This is a genomic window from Streptococcus sp. 544, from assembly GCF_013277385.1.
In the GTDB taxonomy this organism is placed as follows: Bacteria; Bacillota; Bacilli; order Lactobacillales; family Streptococcaceae; genus Streptococcus; species Streptococcus mitis_BA.
The window spans coordinates 144,483-159,981 of the sequence record NZ_VMMU01000006.1; the positions used below are offsets into that span (position 1 = coordinate 144,483).

At 40.2% G+C, this 15,499-nt stretch carries 13 protein-coding genes; 9 read left to right on the forward strand and 4 right to left on the reverse strand.

Annotated features, from left to right (window positions below; genetic code table 11):
* Nucleotides 1-187 precede the first annotated feature (187 nt).
* From HT728_RS03435 to ezrA, 6 genes are all read left to right on the forward strand, one after another.
* On the forward strand, nt 188-2,638 hold the full coding sequence (locus tag HT728_RS03435) for a bifunctional DnaQ family exonuclease/ATP-dependent helicase (protein WP_173233792.1): 2,451 nt from the start codon (nt 188-190) through the stop codon (nt 2,636-2,638).
* A 36-nt stretch (nt 2,639-2,674) separates the two neighbouring features.
* The gene (locus HT728_RS03440; RefSeq protein ID WP_173233794.1) at nt 2,675-3,898 is read left to right on the forward strand and encodes an FtsW/RodA/SpoVE family cell cycle protein; all 1,224 of its coding nucleotides are present in this window, start codon (nt 2,675-2,677) and stop codon (nt 3,896-3,898) included.
* A 10-nt stretch (nt 3,899-3,908) separates the two neighbouring features.
* Nucleotides 3,909-4,463, forward strand: coding sequence for a DJ-1 family glyoxalase III (locus HT728_RS03445; RefSeq protein WP_173233797.1), 555 nt, complete (start codon nt 3,909-3,911; stop codon nt 4,461-4,463).
* 84 nt (nt 4,464-4,547) lie between these two features.
* Nucleotides 4,548-5,111: an HAD family hydrolase gene (locus tag HT728_RS03450; RefSeq protein WP_173234117.1), complete on the forward strand. Its 564-nt coding sequence runs from the start codon at nt 4,548-4,550 to the stop codon at nt 5,109-5,111.
* Nucleotides 5,112-5,125: 14 nt separating this feature from the next.
* On the forward strand, nt 5,126-7,072 hold the full coding sequence (gyrB, locus tag HT728_RS03455) for a DNA topoisomerase (ATP-hydrolyzing) subunit B (protein ID WP_173233799.1): 1,947 nt from the start codon (nt 5,126-5,128) through the stop codon (nt 7,070-7,072).
* 81 nt (nt 7,073-7,153) lie between these two features.
* Nucleotides 7,154-8,881 carry a septation ring formation regulator EzrA gene (gene ezrA, locus HT728_RS03460; RefSeq protein ID WP_173233801.1) on the forward strand — a complete coding sequence of 576 codons (1,728 nt, stop codon included), beginning with the start codon at nt 7,154-7,156 and terminating at the stop codon, nt 8,879-8,881.
* 185 nt (nt 8,882-9,066) lie between these two features.
* On the opposite strand, the gene HT728_RS03465 is transcribed toward ezrA, so the two are convergent.
* From HT728_RS03465 to HT728_RS03480, 4 genes are all read right to left on the reverse strand, one after another.
* The gene (locus HT728_RS03465) at nt 9,067-9,366 is read right to left on the reverse strand and encodes a DUF1827 family protein (RefSeq protein ID WP_061439313.1); all 300 of its coding nucleotides are present in this window, start codon (nt 9,364-9,366) and stop codon (nt 9,067-9,069) included.
* 210 nt (nt 9,367-9,576) lie between these two features.
* A complete protein-coding gene (locus tag HT728_RS03470; RefSeq protein WP_173233803.1) occupies nt 9,577-10,029 on the reverse strand; it encodes an NUDIX hydrolase in 453 nt (150 codons plus the stop codon).
* A 130-nt stretch (nt 10,030-10,159) separates the two neighbouring features.
* Entirely contained in the window at nt 10,160-12,418 is a 2,259-nt protein-coding gene (locus HT728_RS03475; RefSeq protein ID WP_173233806.1) for an ATP-dependent Clp protease ATP-binding subunit, read from the reverse strand.
* Between the two features lie 229 nt (nt 12,419-12,647).
* Nucleotides 12,648-12,878, reverse strand: coding sequence for a DUF1797 family protein (locus HT728_RS03480; RefSeq protein WP_000443574.1), 231 nt, complete (start codon nt 12,876-12,878; stop codon nt 12,648-12,650).
* 190 nt (nt 12,879-13,068) lie between these two features.
* On the opposite strand from HT728_RS03480, the gene HT728_RS03485 reads away from it, so the two are divergent.
* From HT728_RS03485 to HT728_RS03495, 3 genes are all read left to right on the forward strand, one after another.
* Nucleotides 13,069-13,752: an amino acid ABC transporter permease gene (locus HT728_RS03485; RefSeq protein WP_001011642.1), complete on the forward strand. Its 684-nt coding sequence runs from the start codon at nt 13,069-13,071 to the stop codon at nt 13,750-13,752.
* Entirely contained in the window at nt 13,752-14,486 is a 735-nt protein-coding gene (locus HT728_RS03490; protein ID WP_023942856.1) for an amino acid ABC transporter ATP-binding protein, read from the forward strand. The genes HT728_RS03485 and HT728_RS03490 overlap by 1 nt, the downstream gene beginning before the upstream one ends.
* A 155-nt stretch (nt 14,487-14,641) precedes the next feature.
* Entirely contained in the window at nt 14,642-15,499 is an 858-nt protein-coding gene (locus HT728_RS03495; RefSeq protein ID WP_345890026.1) for a bifunctional methylenetetrahydrofolate dehydrogenase/methenyltetrahydrofolate cyclohydrolase, read from the forward strand.

Genomic DNA, 15,499 nt, shown 5'->3' on the forward strand with positions numbered 1-15,499 from the left:
GTTGAGAGAAGGAAGATGCAAATATTTCTTCTCTCAATTTTTCGTATTTCTTCACCATTTTCAACAAATCAGTAAGCTAGGATGCTCTGTTTACTGGGAATTTTAATACAAGTAACCTTCTTGAGTTTGAAAATTATCCCATGTTTGCAGGTGCCAAATGGCCCTTTTTTTGGTATAATTTTTTATAATGAAAACGATTGGTAATCGCTATGTTGTGGTGGATTTAGAGGCAACTAGCACAGGTAGTAAGGCTAAAATTATCCAAGTGGGAATTGTCGTGATTGAGGACGGAAAAATCGTTGATCACTATACGACGGATGTCAATCCACATGAACCCTTAGATGCTCATATCAAAGAACTGACAGGATTGACAGACCAACGTCTGGCGCAAGCACCTGATTTTTCGCAAGTTGCCAGAAAAATCTTTGACTTGGTGGAGGATGGGATTTTTGTAGCCCACAATGTTCAGTTTGATGCCAATCTTTTGGCGGAAAATTTATTTTTTGAAGGCTATGAACTAAGAAATCCTCGTGTTGATACGGTCGAATTGGCTCAGGTCTTTTTCCCAGAACTGGAAAAATATAGTTTGCCGATTTTGTGTCGAGAATTAGGAATTCCTCTAAAACACGCCCACACAGCTCTTTCAGATGCCCAAGCTACAGCAGAATTACTCTTATTTTTACGAGAAAAGATGGCCCAACTTCCTAAAGGACTCTTGGAACGCTTGCTGGAAATGGCTGACGCTCTCTTATATGAGTCTTACCTGGTTATTGAAGAAATTTTTCGCAACCAATCTATCCTGACTTCCTCTGACTTGGTCGAAGTTCAAGGGCTATATTTCAAGAAACCTGCAACCCCAAATGAGTCACGAAAACTATCTCAAGATTTTTCTAAGAATATTTCTCTGTTAAATCTTGAAGTGAGGGAGGAGCAAGAACGTTTTGCTAAAGAGGTTGGTTTGCTATTGAAGGATGAGCCTGTATCATTAATTCAAGCGCCGACTGGAATTGGGAAAACCTATGGCTATCTCTTACCCGCTTTGTCCCAAGTGGAAAATCGTCAGATTGTCCTTAGTGTTCCGACAAAGATTCTTCAAAATCAAATCATGGAAGAAGAAGGTAAACGTCTTAAAGAGGTGTTCCATACAGATATTCATTCTTTAAAGGGGCCGCAAAATTACCTGAAGTTGGATGCCTTTTATCGTTCCTTGCAGGAAAATGATGAAAATCGCTTATTTAGACGCTTTAAAATGCAACTCTTGGTCTGGTTGACAGAGACAGAAACCGGAGATTTGGATGAGATTGGTCAGCTCTACCGTTACCAACATTTTCTGACAGACCTTCGTCATGATGGGAAGTTATCTTCTAAAAGTTTATTTGTGACGGAAGATTTTTGGAAACGTAGTCAAGAAAGGGCACAAACCTGCAAACTTTTAGTGACCAATCATGCCTATCTTGTAACCAGACTTGAAGATAATCCTGAATTTGTCAGCGACCGTTTACTGATTATTGATGAAGTCCAAAAAGTTTTGTTGGCCCTAGAAAATCTGCTTCAAGAAACCTACGATATCCAGTCTATTATCGATTTGCTTGATAAGGCTTTACTGGAGGAGCAAAATAAGGTCCAACAACGAATACTAGAAAGTATTCGCTTTGAGTGCCTTTACTTGATTGAACAATTTCAGTCTGGAAAATCTAAGAAAAATATCTTAGATTCTCTTGCCAATCTCCACCAGTATTTTTCAGAACTAGAAGTAGAAGGCTTTGAGGAGCTGGTTCGCTATTTTACAGCTGACCGAGATTACTGGCTTGAAGCAATTGAAACGAGTCAAAAGAAAATTCAGATTTCTTCTACGAAATCAGGCCGTATTCTTCTATCTTCCTTAGTGCCTGATTCATGTCAAGTCTTGGGAGTGTCGGCCACTCTTGAGATTAGTCAAAGAGTTTCTTTGGCAGACCTGTTAGGCTATCCCGAAGCTAAATTTGTTAAGATTGAAGCTTGTAAAAAACAGGATCAAGAAGTGGTCTTGGTCAAAGATTTTCCCCTGGTAACAGAAACCTCCTTAGAAGTTTATGCCAAGGAGGTAGCTGATTTACTGATGGGAGTTCAAGCTTTCCAACAACCGATTTTGGCTCTCTTTACTGCCAAAGACATGCTTCTAGCAGTATCAAATTTACTCCCTGTAAGTCATTTAGCCCAGTATAAAAATGGCGATGTTCATCAACTGAAGAAACGCTTTGAAAAAGGAGAACAACAAATCTTGCTTGGTGCAGCAAGTTTCTGGGAGGGAGTTGATTTTTCAAGCCATCCTTTTGTGATTCAGGTTGTACCAAGACTTCCTTTCCAAAATCCTCAAGAGCCCTTGACGAAAAAGATCAATCAGGAACTAATTCAAGAAGGGAAAAATGCCTTTTATGATTATCAATTGCCAATGGCCATTATTCGTTTAAAGCAAGCTTTGGGAAGAAGTATGAGACGCGAACACCAACGTTCCTTAACCCTTGTTTTGGATAGGAGAATTGTCGGAAAGCGATATGGCAAACAGATAGTAGCATCTCTAGCAAAAGAAGCGACTGTTAAAACCGTCTCTCGATCCGAAGTTGATGAGGCTGTTGATAAATTTTTAAATGAACTTTGATAAATAGTATTGTATGAAAGTATAAGGTTAGTGTATATGAAACGTTCTCTCGACTCTAGAGTCGATTATAGTTTGCTATTGCCAGTATTTTTTCTACTGGTTATTGGCGTGGTGGCTATTTATATAGCTGTTAGTCATGATTATCCAAACAATATTCTGCCCATTTTAGGGCAGCAGGTCGCCTGGATCGCCTTGGGGCTTGTGATTGGTTTTATCGTCATGCTCTTTAATACAGAATTTCTTTGGAAGGTGACACCCTTTCTGTATATTTTAGGCTTGGGACTCATGGTCTTGCCGATCGTCTTTTATAATCCAAGCCTAGTTGCATCAACGGGTGCCAAAAACTGGGTATCAATAAATGGAATTACCCTATTCCAACCGTCAGAATTTATGAAGATATCCTATATTCTCATGTTGGCTCGTGTGATTGTTCAATTTACAAAGAAACATAAGGAATGGAGACGCACAGTTCCGCTGGACTTTTTATTAATTTTTTGGATGATTGTCTTTACCATTCCAGTCCTAGTTCTTTTAGCACTTCAAAGTGACTTGGGGACGGCTTTGGTTTTTGTAGCCATTTTCTCAGGCATCGTCTTGCTATCAGGAGTTTCTTGGAAAATTATTATCCCAGTATTTGTGACTGCTGTAACAGGAGTTGCTGGTTTCTTAGCTATCTTTATTAGCAAGGACGGACGAGCTTTTCTTCACCAGATTGGAATGCCGACCTACCAAATCAATCGGATTTTGGCTTGGCTCAATCCCTTTGAGTTTGCCCAAACAACGACTTACCAGCAGGCTCAAGGGCAGATTGCCATTGGGAGTGGTGGCTTATTTGGTCAAGGTTTTAATGCTTCGAATCTGCTTATTCCGGTTCGAGAGTCGGATATGATTTTCACGGTGATCGCAGAAGATTTTGGCTTTATTGGCTCTGTCCTTGTTATCGCCCTTTATCTCATGCTCATTTATCGTATGTTGAAGATTACTCTCAAATCAAATAACCAGTTCTACACCTATATTTCCACAGGTTTGATTATGATGTTGCTCTTCCACATCTTTGAGAATATCGGTGCTGTAACGGGCTTGCTTCCTTTGACCGGGATTCCACTGCCTTTCATTTCTCAAGGAGGATCAGCTATTATCAGTAATCTGATTGGTGTTGGCTTGCTTTTATCGATGAGTTACCAGACCAATCTAGCTGAAGAAAAGAGCGGAAAAGTCCCATTCAAGCGGAAAAAGGTTGTATTAAAACAAATCAAATAAGGAGAAAATCATGGTAAAAGTAGCAGTTATGTTGGCTCAGGGCTTTGAAGAAATTGAAGCTTTGACAGTTGTGGATGTCTTGCGTCGGGCAAATATTACTTGTGATATGGTTGGTTTTGAGGAGCAAGTGACAGGTTCGCACGCAATCCAAGTAAGAGCAGATCGTGTCTTTGATGGTGATTTATCAGACTATGATATGGTTGTTCTTCCTGGCGGCATGCCTGGTTCTGCACATTTACGGGACAATCAGGCCTTGATGCAAGAATTGCAAAGCTTCGAGCAAGAAGGGAAGAAACTGGCAGCCATTTGTGCGGCACCAATTGCCCTCAATCAAGCAGGAGTGTTGAAAAACAAGAAGTTTACTTGTTATGACGGCGTTCAAGAGCAAATCCTTGATGGTCAATATGTCAAGGAAACAGTAGTGGTAGATGGTCAGTTGACAACCAGTCGAGGCCCTTCGACAGCTCTTGCCTTTGCCTACGAGTTGGTGGAGCAACTAGGAGGGGACGAAGAGAGTTTACGAACAGGAATGCTCTATCGAGATGTCTTTGGTAAAAATCAGTAAAACGGGAGTTATTCTCTCGTTTTTTATGTGGAAAAATCAGGGAAATCATCGCTTTTTTCATAAAAAAATGCTATAATGAAGGGTATGAAATATCACGATTATATCTGGGATTTAGGTGGAACTTTACTGGATAATTATGAAACTTCAACAGCCGCATTTGTTGAAACATTGGCACTGTATGGCGTCACACAAGACCATGACAGTGTCTATCAAGCTTTAAAGGTTTCTACTCCTTTTGCGATTGAGACATTCGCTCCCAATTTAGAGAATTTTTTAGAAAAATACAAGGAAAATGAAGCCAGAGAGCTTGAACACCCGATTTTGTTTGAAGGAGTTTCTGAATTATTGGAAGACATTTCAAATCAAGGTGGCCGTCATTTTTTGGTCTCTCATCGAAATAATCAGGTCTTAGAAATTTTAGAAAAAACTTCTATAGCAACCTATTTTACGGAAGTAGTGACTTCTAGCTCAGGTTTTAAGAGAAAGCCAAATCCTGAGTCTATGATTTATTTAAGAGAAAAATATCAGATTGGCTCTGGTCTTGTCATTGGTGATCGACCGATTGATATCGAAGCAGGTCAAGCTGCAAGACTCGATACCCACTTGTTTACCAGTATCGTGAATTTAAGACAAGTATTAGACATATAAGAAAAAGGAATAAGATGACAGAAGAAATCAAAAATCTGCAGGCACAGGATTATGATGCCAGTCAAATTCAAGTTTTAGAGGGCTTAGAGGCTGTTCGTATGCGTCCAGGGATGTACATTGGATCAACCTCAAAAGAAGGTCTTCACCATCTAGTCTGGGAAATTGTTGATAACTCAATTGACGAGGCCTTGGCAGGATTTGCCAGCCATATCCAAGTCTTTATTGAGCCAGATAATTCGATTACTGTTGTCGATGATGGGCGTGGTATCCCAGTCGATATTCAGGAAAAAACAGGCCGTCCTGCTGTTGAGACCGTCTTTACAGTCCTTCACGCTGGAGGAAAGTTCGGCGGTGGCGGATACAAGGTTTCAGGTGGTCTTCACGGAGTAGGGTCATCAGTCGTTAATGCTCTTTCCACTCAATTAGACGTCCATGTCCACAAAAACGGTAAAATTCATTACCAAGAATACCGTCGTGGTCATGTTGTCGCAGACCTTGAGGTGGTTGGGAATACAGATAGAACTGGAACAACGGTTCACTTCACACCAGATCCAGAAATCTTTACTGAAACAACAACTTTTGATTTTGATAAATTAAATAAACGGATTCAAGAGTTGGCCTTTCTAAATCGCGGTCTTCAAATTTCAATTACAGATAAGCGCCAAGGTTTGGAACAAACCAAGCATTACCATTATGAGGGTGGGATTGCTAGTTATGTTGAATATATCAACGAGAACAAGGATGTAATCTTTGATACACCAATCTACACAGATGGTGAGATGGATGATATCACAGTTGAGGTAGCCATGCAGTACACAACAGGTTACCATGAAAATGTCATGAGTTTCGCCAATAATATTCATACCCATGAAGGTGGAACGCATGAACAAGGTTTCCGTACAGCCTTAACACGTGTCATCAACGATTATGCTCGTAAGAATAAGTTACTAAAAGACAATGAAGACAACCTAACAGGGGAAGATGTTCGTGAAGGATTAACTGCAGTTATCTCAGTTAAACACCCAAATCCACAGTTTGAAGGACAAACTAAGACCAAACTGGGGAATAGCGAAGTGGTCAAGATTACCAATCGCCTCTTCAGTGATGCCTTCTCCGATTTCCTCATGGAAAATCCACAGATTGCCAAACGTATCGTGGAAAAAGGGATTTTAGCTGCTAAGGCTCGTGTGGCTGCCAAGCGTGCGCGTGAAGTCACTCGTAAAAAATCTGGTTTGGAAATTTCCAACCTTCCAGGGAAACTAGCAGACTGCTCTTCTAACAATCCTGCTGAAACAGAACTCTTCATCGTCGAAGGAGACTCAGCTGGTGGATCAGCCAAATCTGGTCGTAACCGTGAGTTTCAGGCTATCCTTCCAATTCGCGGTAAGATTTTGAACGTTGAAAAAGCAAGTATGGATAAGATTCTAGCTAACGAAGAAATTCGTAGTCTTTTCACAGCCATGGGAACAGGATTTGGCGCAGAATTTGATGTTTCGAAAGCCCGTTACCAAAAACTCGTTTTGATGACGGATGCCGATGTCGATGGAGCCCACATTCGTACCCTTCTTTTGACCTTGATTTATCGTTATATGAAACCAATCCTAGAAGCTGGATATGTTTATATCGCCCAACCACCAATCTATGGTGTCAAGGTTGGAAGCGAGATTAAAGAATATATTCAGCCAGGAGCAGATCAAGAAATTAAACTCCAAGAAGCCTTGGCTCGCCATAGTGAAGGACGTGCCAAACCAACCATTCAGCGTTATAAAGGTCTGGGTGAAATGGATGATCACCAATTATGGGAAACAACCATGGATCCCGAACATCGCTTGATGGCCAGAGTTTCTGTGGACGATGCTGCAGAAGCAGATAAAATCTTTGATATGTTGATGGGGGATCGAGTAGAACCTCGTCGTGAGTTTATCGAAGAAAATGCCGTTTATAGTACACTTGATGTCTAAAAAATCGGGAGAAGTAGTTCCCTTGGTCTAAAAAATATGATATAATCATTACGATTGTTTCAAGTAAAAAAGGAGTTTGATATGTCTAATGGACAACTAATTTATTTAATGGTTGCAATTGCAGTCATTTTAGTTCTGGCTTATGTAGTGGCAATCTTTCTACGTAAGCGAAATGAGGGAAGATTAGAGGCGCTAGAAGAAAGAAAAGAAGAACTATACAATCTTCCAGTAAATGATGAAGTAGAAGCTGTAAAAAATATGCACTTGATTGGACAAAGTCAAGTGGCTTTCCGTGAATGGAATCAAAAATGGGTCGATTTATCTCTCAACTCTTTTGCCGATATTGAAAATAATCTCTTTGAAGCAGAAGGCTATAACCATTCATTTCGTTTTCTCAAGGCCAGTCATCAAATTGACCAAATTGAGAGTCAAATTACTTTGATTGAAGAAGATATTGCTGAAATTCGCAATGCTTTGGCAGACTTAGAGAAGCAAGAATCTAAAAATAGTGGTCGTGTTCTTCATGCTTTGGATTTATTTGAGGAACTTCAGCATAGAGTTGCTGAAAATTCAGAACAGTATGGTCAAGCCTTGGATGAAATTGAAAAACAATTAGAAAATATCCAATCTGAATTTTCACAATTTGTAACCTTGAATTCATCGGGTGACCCTGTGGAAGCCGCAGTGATTTTGGATAATGCTGAAAATCATATCTTGGCTTTGACACATATTGTTGATCGTATACCAGCAATTGTAACAACATTATCTAAAGAGCTACCAGATCAACTAGAAGATTTAGAAGATGGTTATCGTAAACTAATTGATGCTAATTATCATTTTGTTGAAACGGATATTGAAGCACGTTTCCACTTGCTTTATGAAGCATTCAAGAAAAACCAAGAGAATATTCGTCAGTTGGAATTGGATAATGCCGAATATGAGAATGGACAGGCACAAGAGGAAATCAATGCCTTGTATGATATTTTTACTCGAGAAATTGCTGCTCAGAAAGTAGTGGAAAATCTACTTGCAACTCTTCCAACTTACCTTCAACATATGAAAGAGAATAATACTTTATTGGGAGAAGATATTGCACGTTTGAGCAAGACCTATTTACTTCCTGAGACAGCTGCAAGCCATGTTCGTCGTATTCAGACAGAATTAGAGAATTTTGAGGCAGCTATTGTTGAGGTAACTTCAAATCAAGAAGAACCAACCCAAGCTTATTCAGTTCTTGAAGAAAATCTTGAGGATTTACAAACTCAACTAAAAGATATTGAAGATGAGCAAATTTCAGTTAGTGAGCGCCTGACACAAATTGAGAAAGATGATATCAATGCACGTCAAAAGGCCAATGTTTATGTCAATCGTCTCCATACTATCAAGCGATACATGGAAAAACGCAATCTGCCAGGTATTCCACAAACTTTCTTGAAGTTATTCTTTACGGCAAGCAATAATACCGAGGATTTAATGGTTGAGTTAGAACAGAAAATGATTAACATTGAATCTGTTACCCGAGTTCTTGAAATTGCAACGAATGATATGGAAGCTTTAGAAACGGAAACTTATAATATTGTACAATATGCAACTTTGACAGAACAATTATTACAGTATTCTAACCGTTACCGCTCATTTGATGAACGCATTCAAGAAGCATTTAACGAAGCTTTAGATATTTTTGAAAAAGAATTTGATTATCATGCTTCATTTGACAAGATTTCTCAAGCATTGGAAGTGGCAGAGCCTGGTGTAACCAATCGCTTTGTTACCTCATATGAGAAAACACGTGAAACGATTCGTTTTTAATAAAAGAAAAAGATTTGATTGTGTGAGGAGCAGAATCAAATCTTTTTCTATAGTAATATCGTGAGCAAAAGGATTCAAAATGATAAAAACGCATAATAGCGGGTTTAGGAACTCTTGCTACTATGCGTTTTATTATGGAAAGACTTATTGGACTTTCTCTCAAATCGAGTTTTTACTCAAGTTCTTTACTTGATTGGGATTGAAATTCCAATCAATTTTTCTGAGTAGAGTGTCTTGATATTGGCCTCATCAATAGATTCCTTATCAATTTTACGTTTCAAGAAAAATTCTTGAATGGTTTCGATTTCAGGCTCACGAATAGCACGGTGTTTATTTGAGATGAGGATTTCATAGTGAAGCGGAGCTTGGGTAAAAATAACATCTGTATTCCCTGCAGAATAAACCTCAACAAGGGTTGCATCGGTACTTTCTAGCTGACTTTTTACAAGTTGCGAGTGTGAGTTTGTCGTATTGATAAGCTTCATAATATTTCCTCCGATTTTCTAATTCTATTATAGCACTTTTTGAATAAAGTCGCTTGATTTATACTCAATGAAAATCAAAGAGCAAACTAGGAAGCTAGCCGCGGGTTGCTCAAAACACAGTTTTGAGATTGTAGATAAGACTGACGAAGTCAGTGACCATATCTAAGGTAAGGCGACGCTGACGTAGTTTGAAGAGATTTTCGAAGAGTATTAGTCAATCTTATGCTGTTTTTTCCAAGATTGGATGGCCCATTTATGACTACCACGTTTGAGATTTTCAATAGCCTCGTCAATAGGGAACCAAGCAATATGATTAAAGTCTTCTAGTGGCTCTTGTACTTCTTTGAAAGAAGTCGCTTCATAGAGGTAGGCAGGATTGTAGTAGTAGGTGTCACGGTGACGAGAGTAGAAATATTCGTCAGCTTGTCCGTAGTAGGTACCAATTTCAGCTGTGAATCCAAGCTCTTCAATCAATTCACGCTTTAGGGCTTCCTGATGATTTTCACCTGATTCAATTTCGCCACCTGGTAAGAACCAAGCACCATTAGGAGCTTGAACTAAAACTATTTGTTTTTGTTCAGCGTCAGGGATAACTGCATACACTCCATAGCGTGCAACATAGTCTGTATTCGCTTTTTTTTCTCCGAAAGTTGGGTTTGCCATTGAATTTTCCTCATTATCTAGTATCGTTATTATTATCATAATGGACAAAGGGCAAGCTGTCAAGAAATTACAGTTATTTTAGTAAAAAAGAAGCAGAAAATTTTCATTTTCTACTCCTTTTCTATAGGATTTATACTTCTTTTTCAGAAGTTTTCACTTCAGCTTTTTTGGCAGATTTAATTTGAATCTTGCCCTTGCTGGTCATAACTGCTTTGAGATCTTTTTCGCTTGGATTTTCAAGGTAGTAGTCAGTGATTGCATCCTCAATATAGTCTTGAATAGTACGACGAAGTGGGCGCGCCCCCATTTTTGGATCATAACCAAGGTCAACCAATTTTTCCTTGACCTTTTCAGTTACATCCAAATGAATGTTATTGCTAGAAAGGCGTTTGTTAACATCCGCTAGCATGAGCTCGACGATTTCAAGGAGATTATCTTTGCTGAGAGCCTTAAATTCGATAATGCCATCAAAACGGTTCATAAACTCTGGGCTAAAGAAGTTACCGAGTTCACCGAGGACAGAGTTAGTTCGTCCTTCTCTAGCAGCACCAAATCCAACGCTGGCTTCGGCTTTTCCAGTCCCAGCATTTGAAGTCATGATGATGATGGAGTCCTTGAAGCTAACGGTGCGTCCTTGCCCATCTGTCAAACGACCATCGTCCAAGACTTGAAGGAACATGTGCATGACATCTGGATGGGCTTTTTCTACTTCATCCAATAGAATAAGAGAATATGGATTGCGGCGAACTTTTTCAGTTAATTGCCCAGCCTCATCATAGCCAACATAACCTGGAGGAGCGCCGACCAACTTAGCCACACTATGTTTTTCCATGTATTCGCTCATGTCAAAGCGAATCATGCTGTCAGCCGAACCAAAGAGTTCGATAGCTAGTTGTTTGGAAAGTTCTGTCTTACCGACACCAGTTGGTCCGACAAAGAGGAAGCTTCCAATTGGACGGTTAGGGGTACCGAGACCGACACGATTCCGGCGAATAGCCTTGGCAATCTTATCGACAGCATCGTCTTGCCCAATAACATGAGACTTGAGGTCTTCAGCTAGATGGATAAGTTGAGATTGTTCTTTCTCTTTCAAATCGCCAACAGGAATATTGGTTTTCTGCTCGATAATATGCTCAATGGTTTTTTCACTGATGATAGGAGTATCCTGGTCTGTGACCTTTTTCTTTTGCATTTCCTTATACTTAGCAATCTGGTCGCGGAAGTAGGCGGCCTTCTCAAAATCTTCCTCTCGTGTAGCTTGAGACTTGAGATTTTCAGCCTCGATTAAGCGTTGATCAATGACTTTAGGATCGACAAAATTCAAGGTCAAGTTCATCTTAGAGCCAGCTTCATCTAGGAGGTCAATGGCCTTGTCAGGCAAGAAGCGATCTTGGATGTAGCGATTGGAAAGAGTTGCAGCTGCTTCAATTGCAGCATCGGTATACTGGACGTGGTGGTAGTCTTCGTATTTCTTTTGAATTCCTTTGAGGATAGTGATTGTTTCTTCCACTGTTGGTTCATCGACTTTGACAGGCTGCATACGACGCTCTAGGGCAGCATCCTTTTCAATGATACGGTACTCATTTAGGGTAGTGGCACCGACCAGTTGTAGTTCCCCACGGGCAAGGGCTGGCTTGAGGATATTTCCAGCATCCATATTACCATCACTCGCAGAACCAGCACCAACAATTTCATGGATTTCATCGATAAAGAGAATGATATCCTCACGTTTGCGAATTTCTTCCATGAGTTTTTGCATGCGTTCTTCAAATTGTCCACGGATACCCGTTCCTTGAACCAAGCTAACCACATCCAGACGGATGACTTGTTTACCTTGGAGTTTATGTGGAACATCGCCATCAACGATTTTCTGAGCTAGACCTTCGACAACGGCCGTTTTTCCGACACCTGGTTCACCGATAAGAACAGGATTATTCTTGGTTCTACGATTGAGAATCTCGATGACACGGATAATCTCATCGTCGCGCCCAATAACAGGGTCTATATCTCCACGACGGGCAATCTCAGTTACATTGATACCAAATTCTTCCAGCAGGCCTTTTTCTTGGCTTGGGGGCGGAGTTTGGGCAGGTCCACGATTTTGGGAACCATAACCGCCATTTCCACCGTAACCTCCACCTGATTGGGTTGGGGGAGTCGGAGGAGTATTGCTAGAAGGTCTGAAATTGTTTAGATCATTGAAGAAATCACCAAAGGGGTCAAAGTCACGATTGTTCAAATCTGTCATTCCTTTAAAGAGACTGTTGTTAGGATCTGTTTTGATAATCTTGTAGCAGTTTTGACAGAGGTCAATTTGTTTTTGTTTTCCATTGAGATTGGTGTAAAGATGAATTGTTGAGTCGTTGATTTTACAGTTTTGACAAAGCATACATCTACCTCATTTCTTTCTTTAGCCTGACCTGTTTAAAGGTCAAAAATAGTCAAATTTCTATACTTTCATTATAACAGGATTGGGGTGTAAAGCAAGTAAAAAGATTGCAGCTTTGAGAAGTTGTTACAATGAAAATTTTTGTGAATTTGGACTATAAAAAAATCCTATTTGTGAGACAAAAAGGATTTTGGTTAGACATGCAGGGGGTAATCCTGCTTGTTTTAGATTAGTAGAGAAGTTCGTAAATCTCCATTGCAATCAAGTCAATGCTATCAAAAGTATAGGTTTCGCGAGCTTCTACATCACGAAGGGTAAAGATTGAGCCGTTTTCTTCGTCGTGGCTGTACGCAACTTCTGCAACAACAACTCCTTCGCGTTCAAAATTACGTTTTAAATTTCCGCCATCGTTTGCCATTGCTTCAAGGCGGTTGATGATTCTAACCAAATGTGATTCCATTTTGATTCTCCTTCATTTCTTATCGTTACTATTTTACCATAAAGGAGGCCAAATTGACTAGAAAAAACTAAGATTTCTCGCTAATTCTACTAGCTTAAAGTTTTTTTGAATAAATCAAATAAAAAGTTTGAATTTTAATTCAATACATGTTATAATCATACAGTATTCTATTTTAGAAAGCAGTGTGACTATGAATTTTTCTTTTTTACCTAAGTATTTACCTTATTTTAACTATGGGGCTGTCGTGACGGTTCTCATTTCTATCTGTGTTGTCTTTTTGGGAACCATTTTAGGTGTTGTCTTGGCTTTTGGGCAACGTTCAAAGTTTAAACCGCTTGTCTGGCTCGCCAACTTGTACGTTTGGATTTTCCGTGGGACACCGATGATGGTTCAGATTATGATTGCCTTTGCTCTTATGCATATCAATGCCCCGACTATTCAGGTTGGAATTTTGGGTGTTGATCTTTCTCGTCTGATTCCAGGGATTTTGATTATCTCTATGAACAGTGGTGCTTATGTTTCTGAGACTGTTCGTGCTGGGATTAATGCGGTTCCAAAAGGTCAGCTAGAAGCGGCTTATTCGTTAGGGATTCGTCCTAAAAATGCGATGCGCTATGTGATTTTGCCACAAGCAATCAAAAATATTTTGCCAGCATTGGGGAACGAATTTATCACCATTATCAAGGACAGCTCCCTCTTATCAGCTATCGGTGTTATGGAGTTATGGAATGGGGCTACAACAGTTTCTACAACAACCTATTTGCCTTTGACACCACTTTTATTTGCAGCCTTTTATTACTTGATTATGACCTCTATTTTGACCGTAGCCTTGAAAGCTTTTGAAAAACGTATGGGACAAGGAGATAAGAAATAATGACAGAAACCTTGATAAAAATTGAAAATTTACATAAATCCTTTGGAAAGAATGAAGTATTGAAGGGCATCAACCTCGAGATTAAAAGAGGAGAAGTTGTCGTTATCATCGGTCCTTCAGGAAGCGGGAAATCTACCTTGCTTCGCTCTATGAATTTGTTGGAAGAAGCAACCAAAGGGAAGGTTATCTTTGAGGGAGTTGATATTACGGACAAGAAGAATGACCTCTTTGCCATGCGTGAGAAGATGGGCATGGTTTTCCAACAATTCAATCTCTTTCCTAATATGACTGTGATGGAAAATATCACCTTGTCACCTATCAAGACCAAAGGTGAAAGCAAGGCAATTGCAGAGAAGAGGGCCAAAGAGCTTTTGGAAAAAGTTGGTTTGCCAGATAAGGCAACTGCTTATCCACAGAGTCTGTCGGGCGGACAGCAACAACGGATTGCCATCGCGCGTGGGTTGGCCATGGAACCAGATGTTTTGCTCTTTGACGAGCCAACTTCAGCTTTGGATCCTGAAATGGTAGGTGAGGTATTGGCTGTTATGCAAGATCTTGCCAAGTCAGGGATGACTATGGTTATCGTAACACATGAGATGGGATTTGCCCGTGAGGTGGCAGACCGTGTCATCTTTATGGCAGACGGTGTAGTTGTTGAAGACGGGACACCTGAGCAGATTTTTGAACAAACCCAAGAACAACGAACTAAAGACTTCTTGAGTAAGGTTTTATAATCTATTTTAAAATTTCAAGACAAGATATTAAAGAAAAGCTCGACCTGAGCTTTTTCTTATAGTTTGAAACTATAGGATAGCCTAGGAAAGAAGTGTTAGAGGGTGCTGGCAGTTTTTGGTATAATGGAAGATATTTGAAAGAAAAGAGAAGTGATATGACACAGATTATTGATGGGAAAGCTTTAGCGGCCAAATTGCAGGGGCAGTTGGCTGAAAAGACTGCAAAATTAAAGGAAGAAACAGGTCTAGTGCCTGGTTTGGTAGTGATTTTGGTTGGGGACAATCCAGCCAGCCAAGTCTACGTTCGCAACAAGGAACGTTCTGCCCTTGCGGCTGGTTTCCGTAGCGAAGTAGTGCGAGTTCCAGAGAACATTACGCAAGAGGAATTGTTAGACCTGATTGCCAAATACAATCAGGATCCAGCTTGGCATGGGATTTTGGTCCAGTTGCCATTACCAAAACACATTGATGAAGAGGCGGTTTTATTAGCTATTGACCCAGAAAAGGATGTGGATGGTTTCCATCCCCTAAATATGGGACGCCTTTGGTCTGGACATCCAGTCATGATTCCATCAACACCGGCAGGAATTATGGAAATGTTCCATGAATATGGGATTGACTTAGAAGGTAAAAATGCGGTCGTCATCGGTCGCTCCAATATCGTTGGAAAGCCCATGGCCCAGCTTCTTTTGGCCAAAAATGCGACAGTAACTTTGACTCACTCACGGACTCATAATCTTGCCAAGGTGGCTGCTAAAGCAGATATTCTTGTGGTCGCAATTGGTCGCGCCAAGTTTGTGACTCCTGATTTTGTGAAACCAGGTGCGGTAGTCATTGACGTTGGGATGAACCGCGATGAAAATGGTAAGCTCTGTGGTGATGTTGATTATGAGGCAGTTGCCCCACTTGCTAGCCATATTACGCCAGTTCCTGGAGGTGTCGGTCCTATGACCATTACTATGCTGATGGAGCAAACCTATCAGGCGGCAGTTCGGACATTGGACAAGGACTAG

Bases quoted from the DNA above. Each gene is read 5' to 3' on its own strand.
- HT728_RS03470 (WP_173233803.1), bottom strand. From the start codon at position 10,029: ATGGCAAACCCAACTTTCGGAGAAAAAAAAGCGAATACAGACTATGTT.
- HT728_RS03435 (WP_173233792.1), top strand. From the start codon at position 188: ATGAAAACGATTGGTAATCGCTATGTTGTGGTGGATTTAGAGGCAACT.
- gyrB (WP_173233799.1), top strand. From the start codon at position 5,126: ATGACAGAAGAAATCAAAAATCTGCAGGCACAGGATTATGATGCCAGT.
- ezrA (WP_173233801.1), top strand. From the start codon at position 7,154: ATGTCTAATGGACAACTAATTTATTTAATGGTTGCAATTGCAGTCATT.
- HT728_RS03450 (WP_173234117.1), top strand. From the start codon at position 4,548: ATGAAATATCACGATTATATCTGGGATTTAGGTGGAACTTTACTGGAT.
- HT728_RS03480 (WP_000443574.1), bottom strand. From the start codon at position 12,878: ATGGAATCACATTTGGTTAGAATCATCAACCGCCTTGAAGCAATGGCA.
- HT728_RS03475 (WP_173233806.1), bottom strand. From the start codon at position 12,418: ATGCTTTGTCAAAACTGTAAAATCAACGACTCAACAATTCATCTTTAC.
- HT728_RS03440 (WP_173233794.1), top strand. From the start codon at position 2,675: ATGAAACGTTCTCTCGACTCTAGAGTCGATTATAGTTTGCTATTGCCA.
- HT728_RS03445 (WP_173233797.1), top strand. From the start codon at position 3,909: ATGGTAAAAGTAGCAGTTATGTTGGCTCAGGGCTTTGAAGAAATTGAA.
- HT728_RS03465 (WP_061439313.1), bottom strand. From the start codon at position 9,366: ATGAAGCTTATCAATACGACAAACTCACACTCGCAACTTGTAAAAAGT.
- HT728_RS03485 (WP_001011642.1), top strand. From the start codon at position 13,069: ATGAATTTTTCTTTTTTACCTAAGTATTTACCTTATTTTAACTATGGG.
- HT728_RS03490 (WP_023942856.1), top strand. From the start codon at position 13,752: ATGACAGAAACCTTGATAAAAATTGAAAATTTACATAAATCCTTTGGA.
- HT728_RS03495 (WP_345890026.1), top strand. From the start codon at position 14,642: ATGACACAGATTATTGATGGGAAAGCTTTAGCGGCCAAATTGCAGGGG.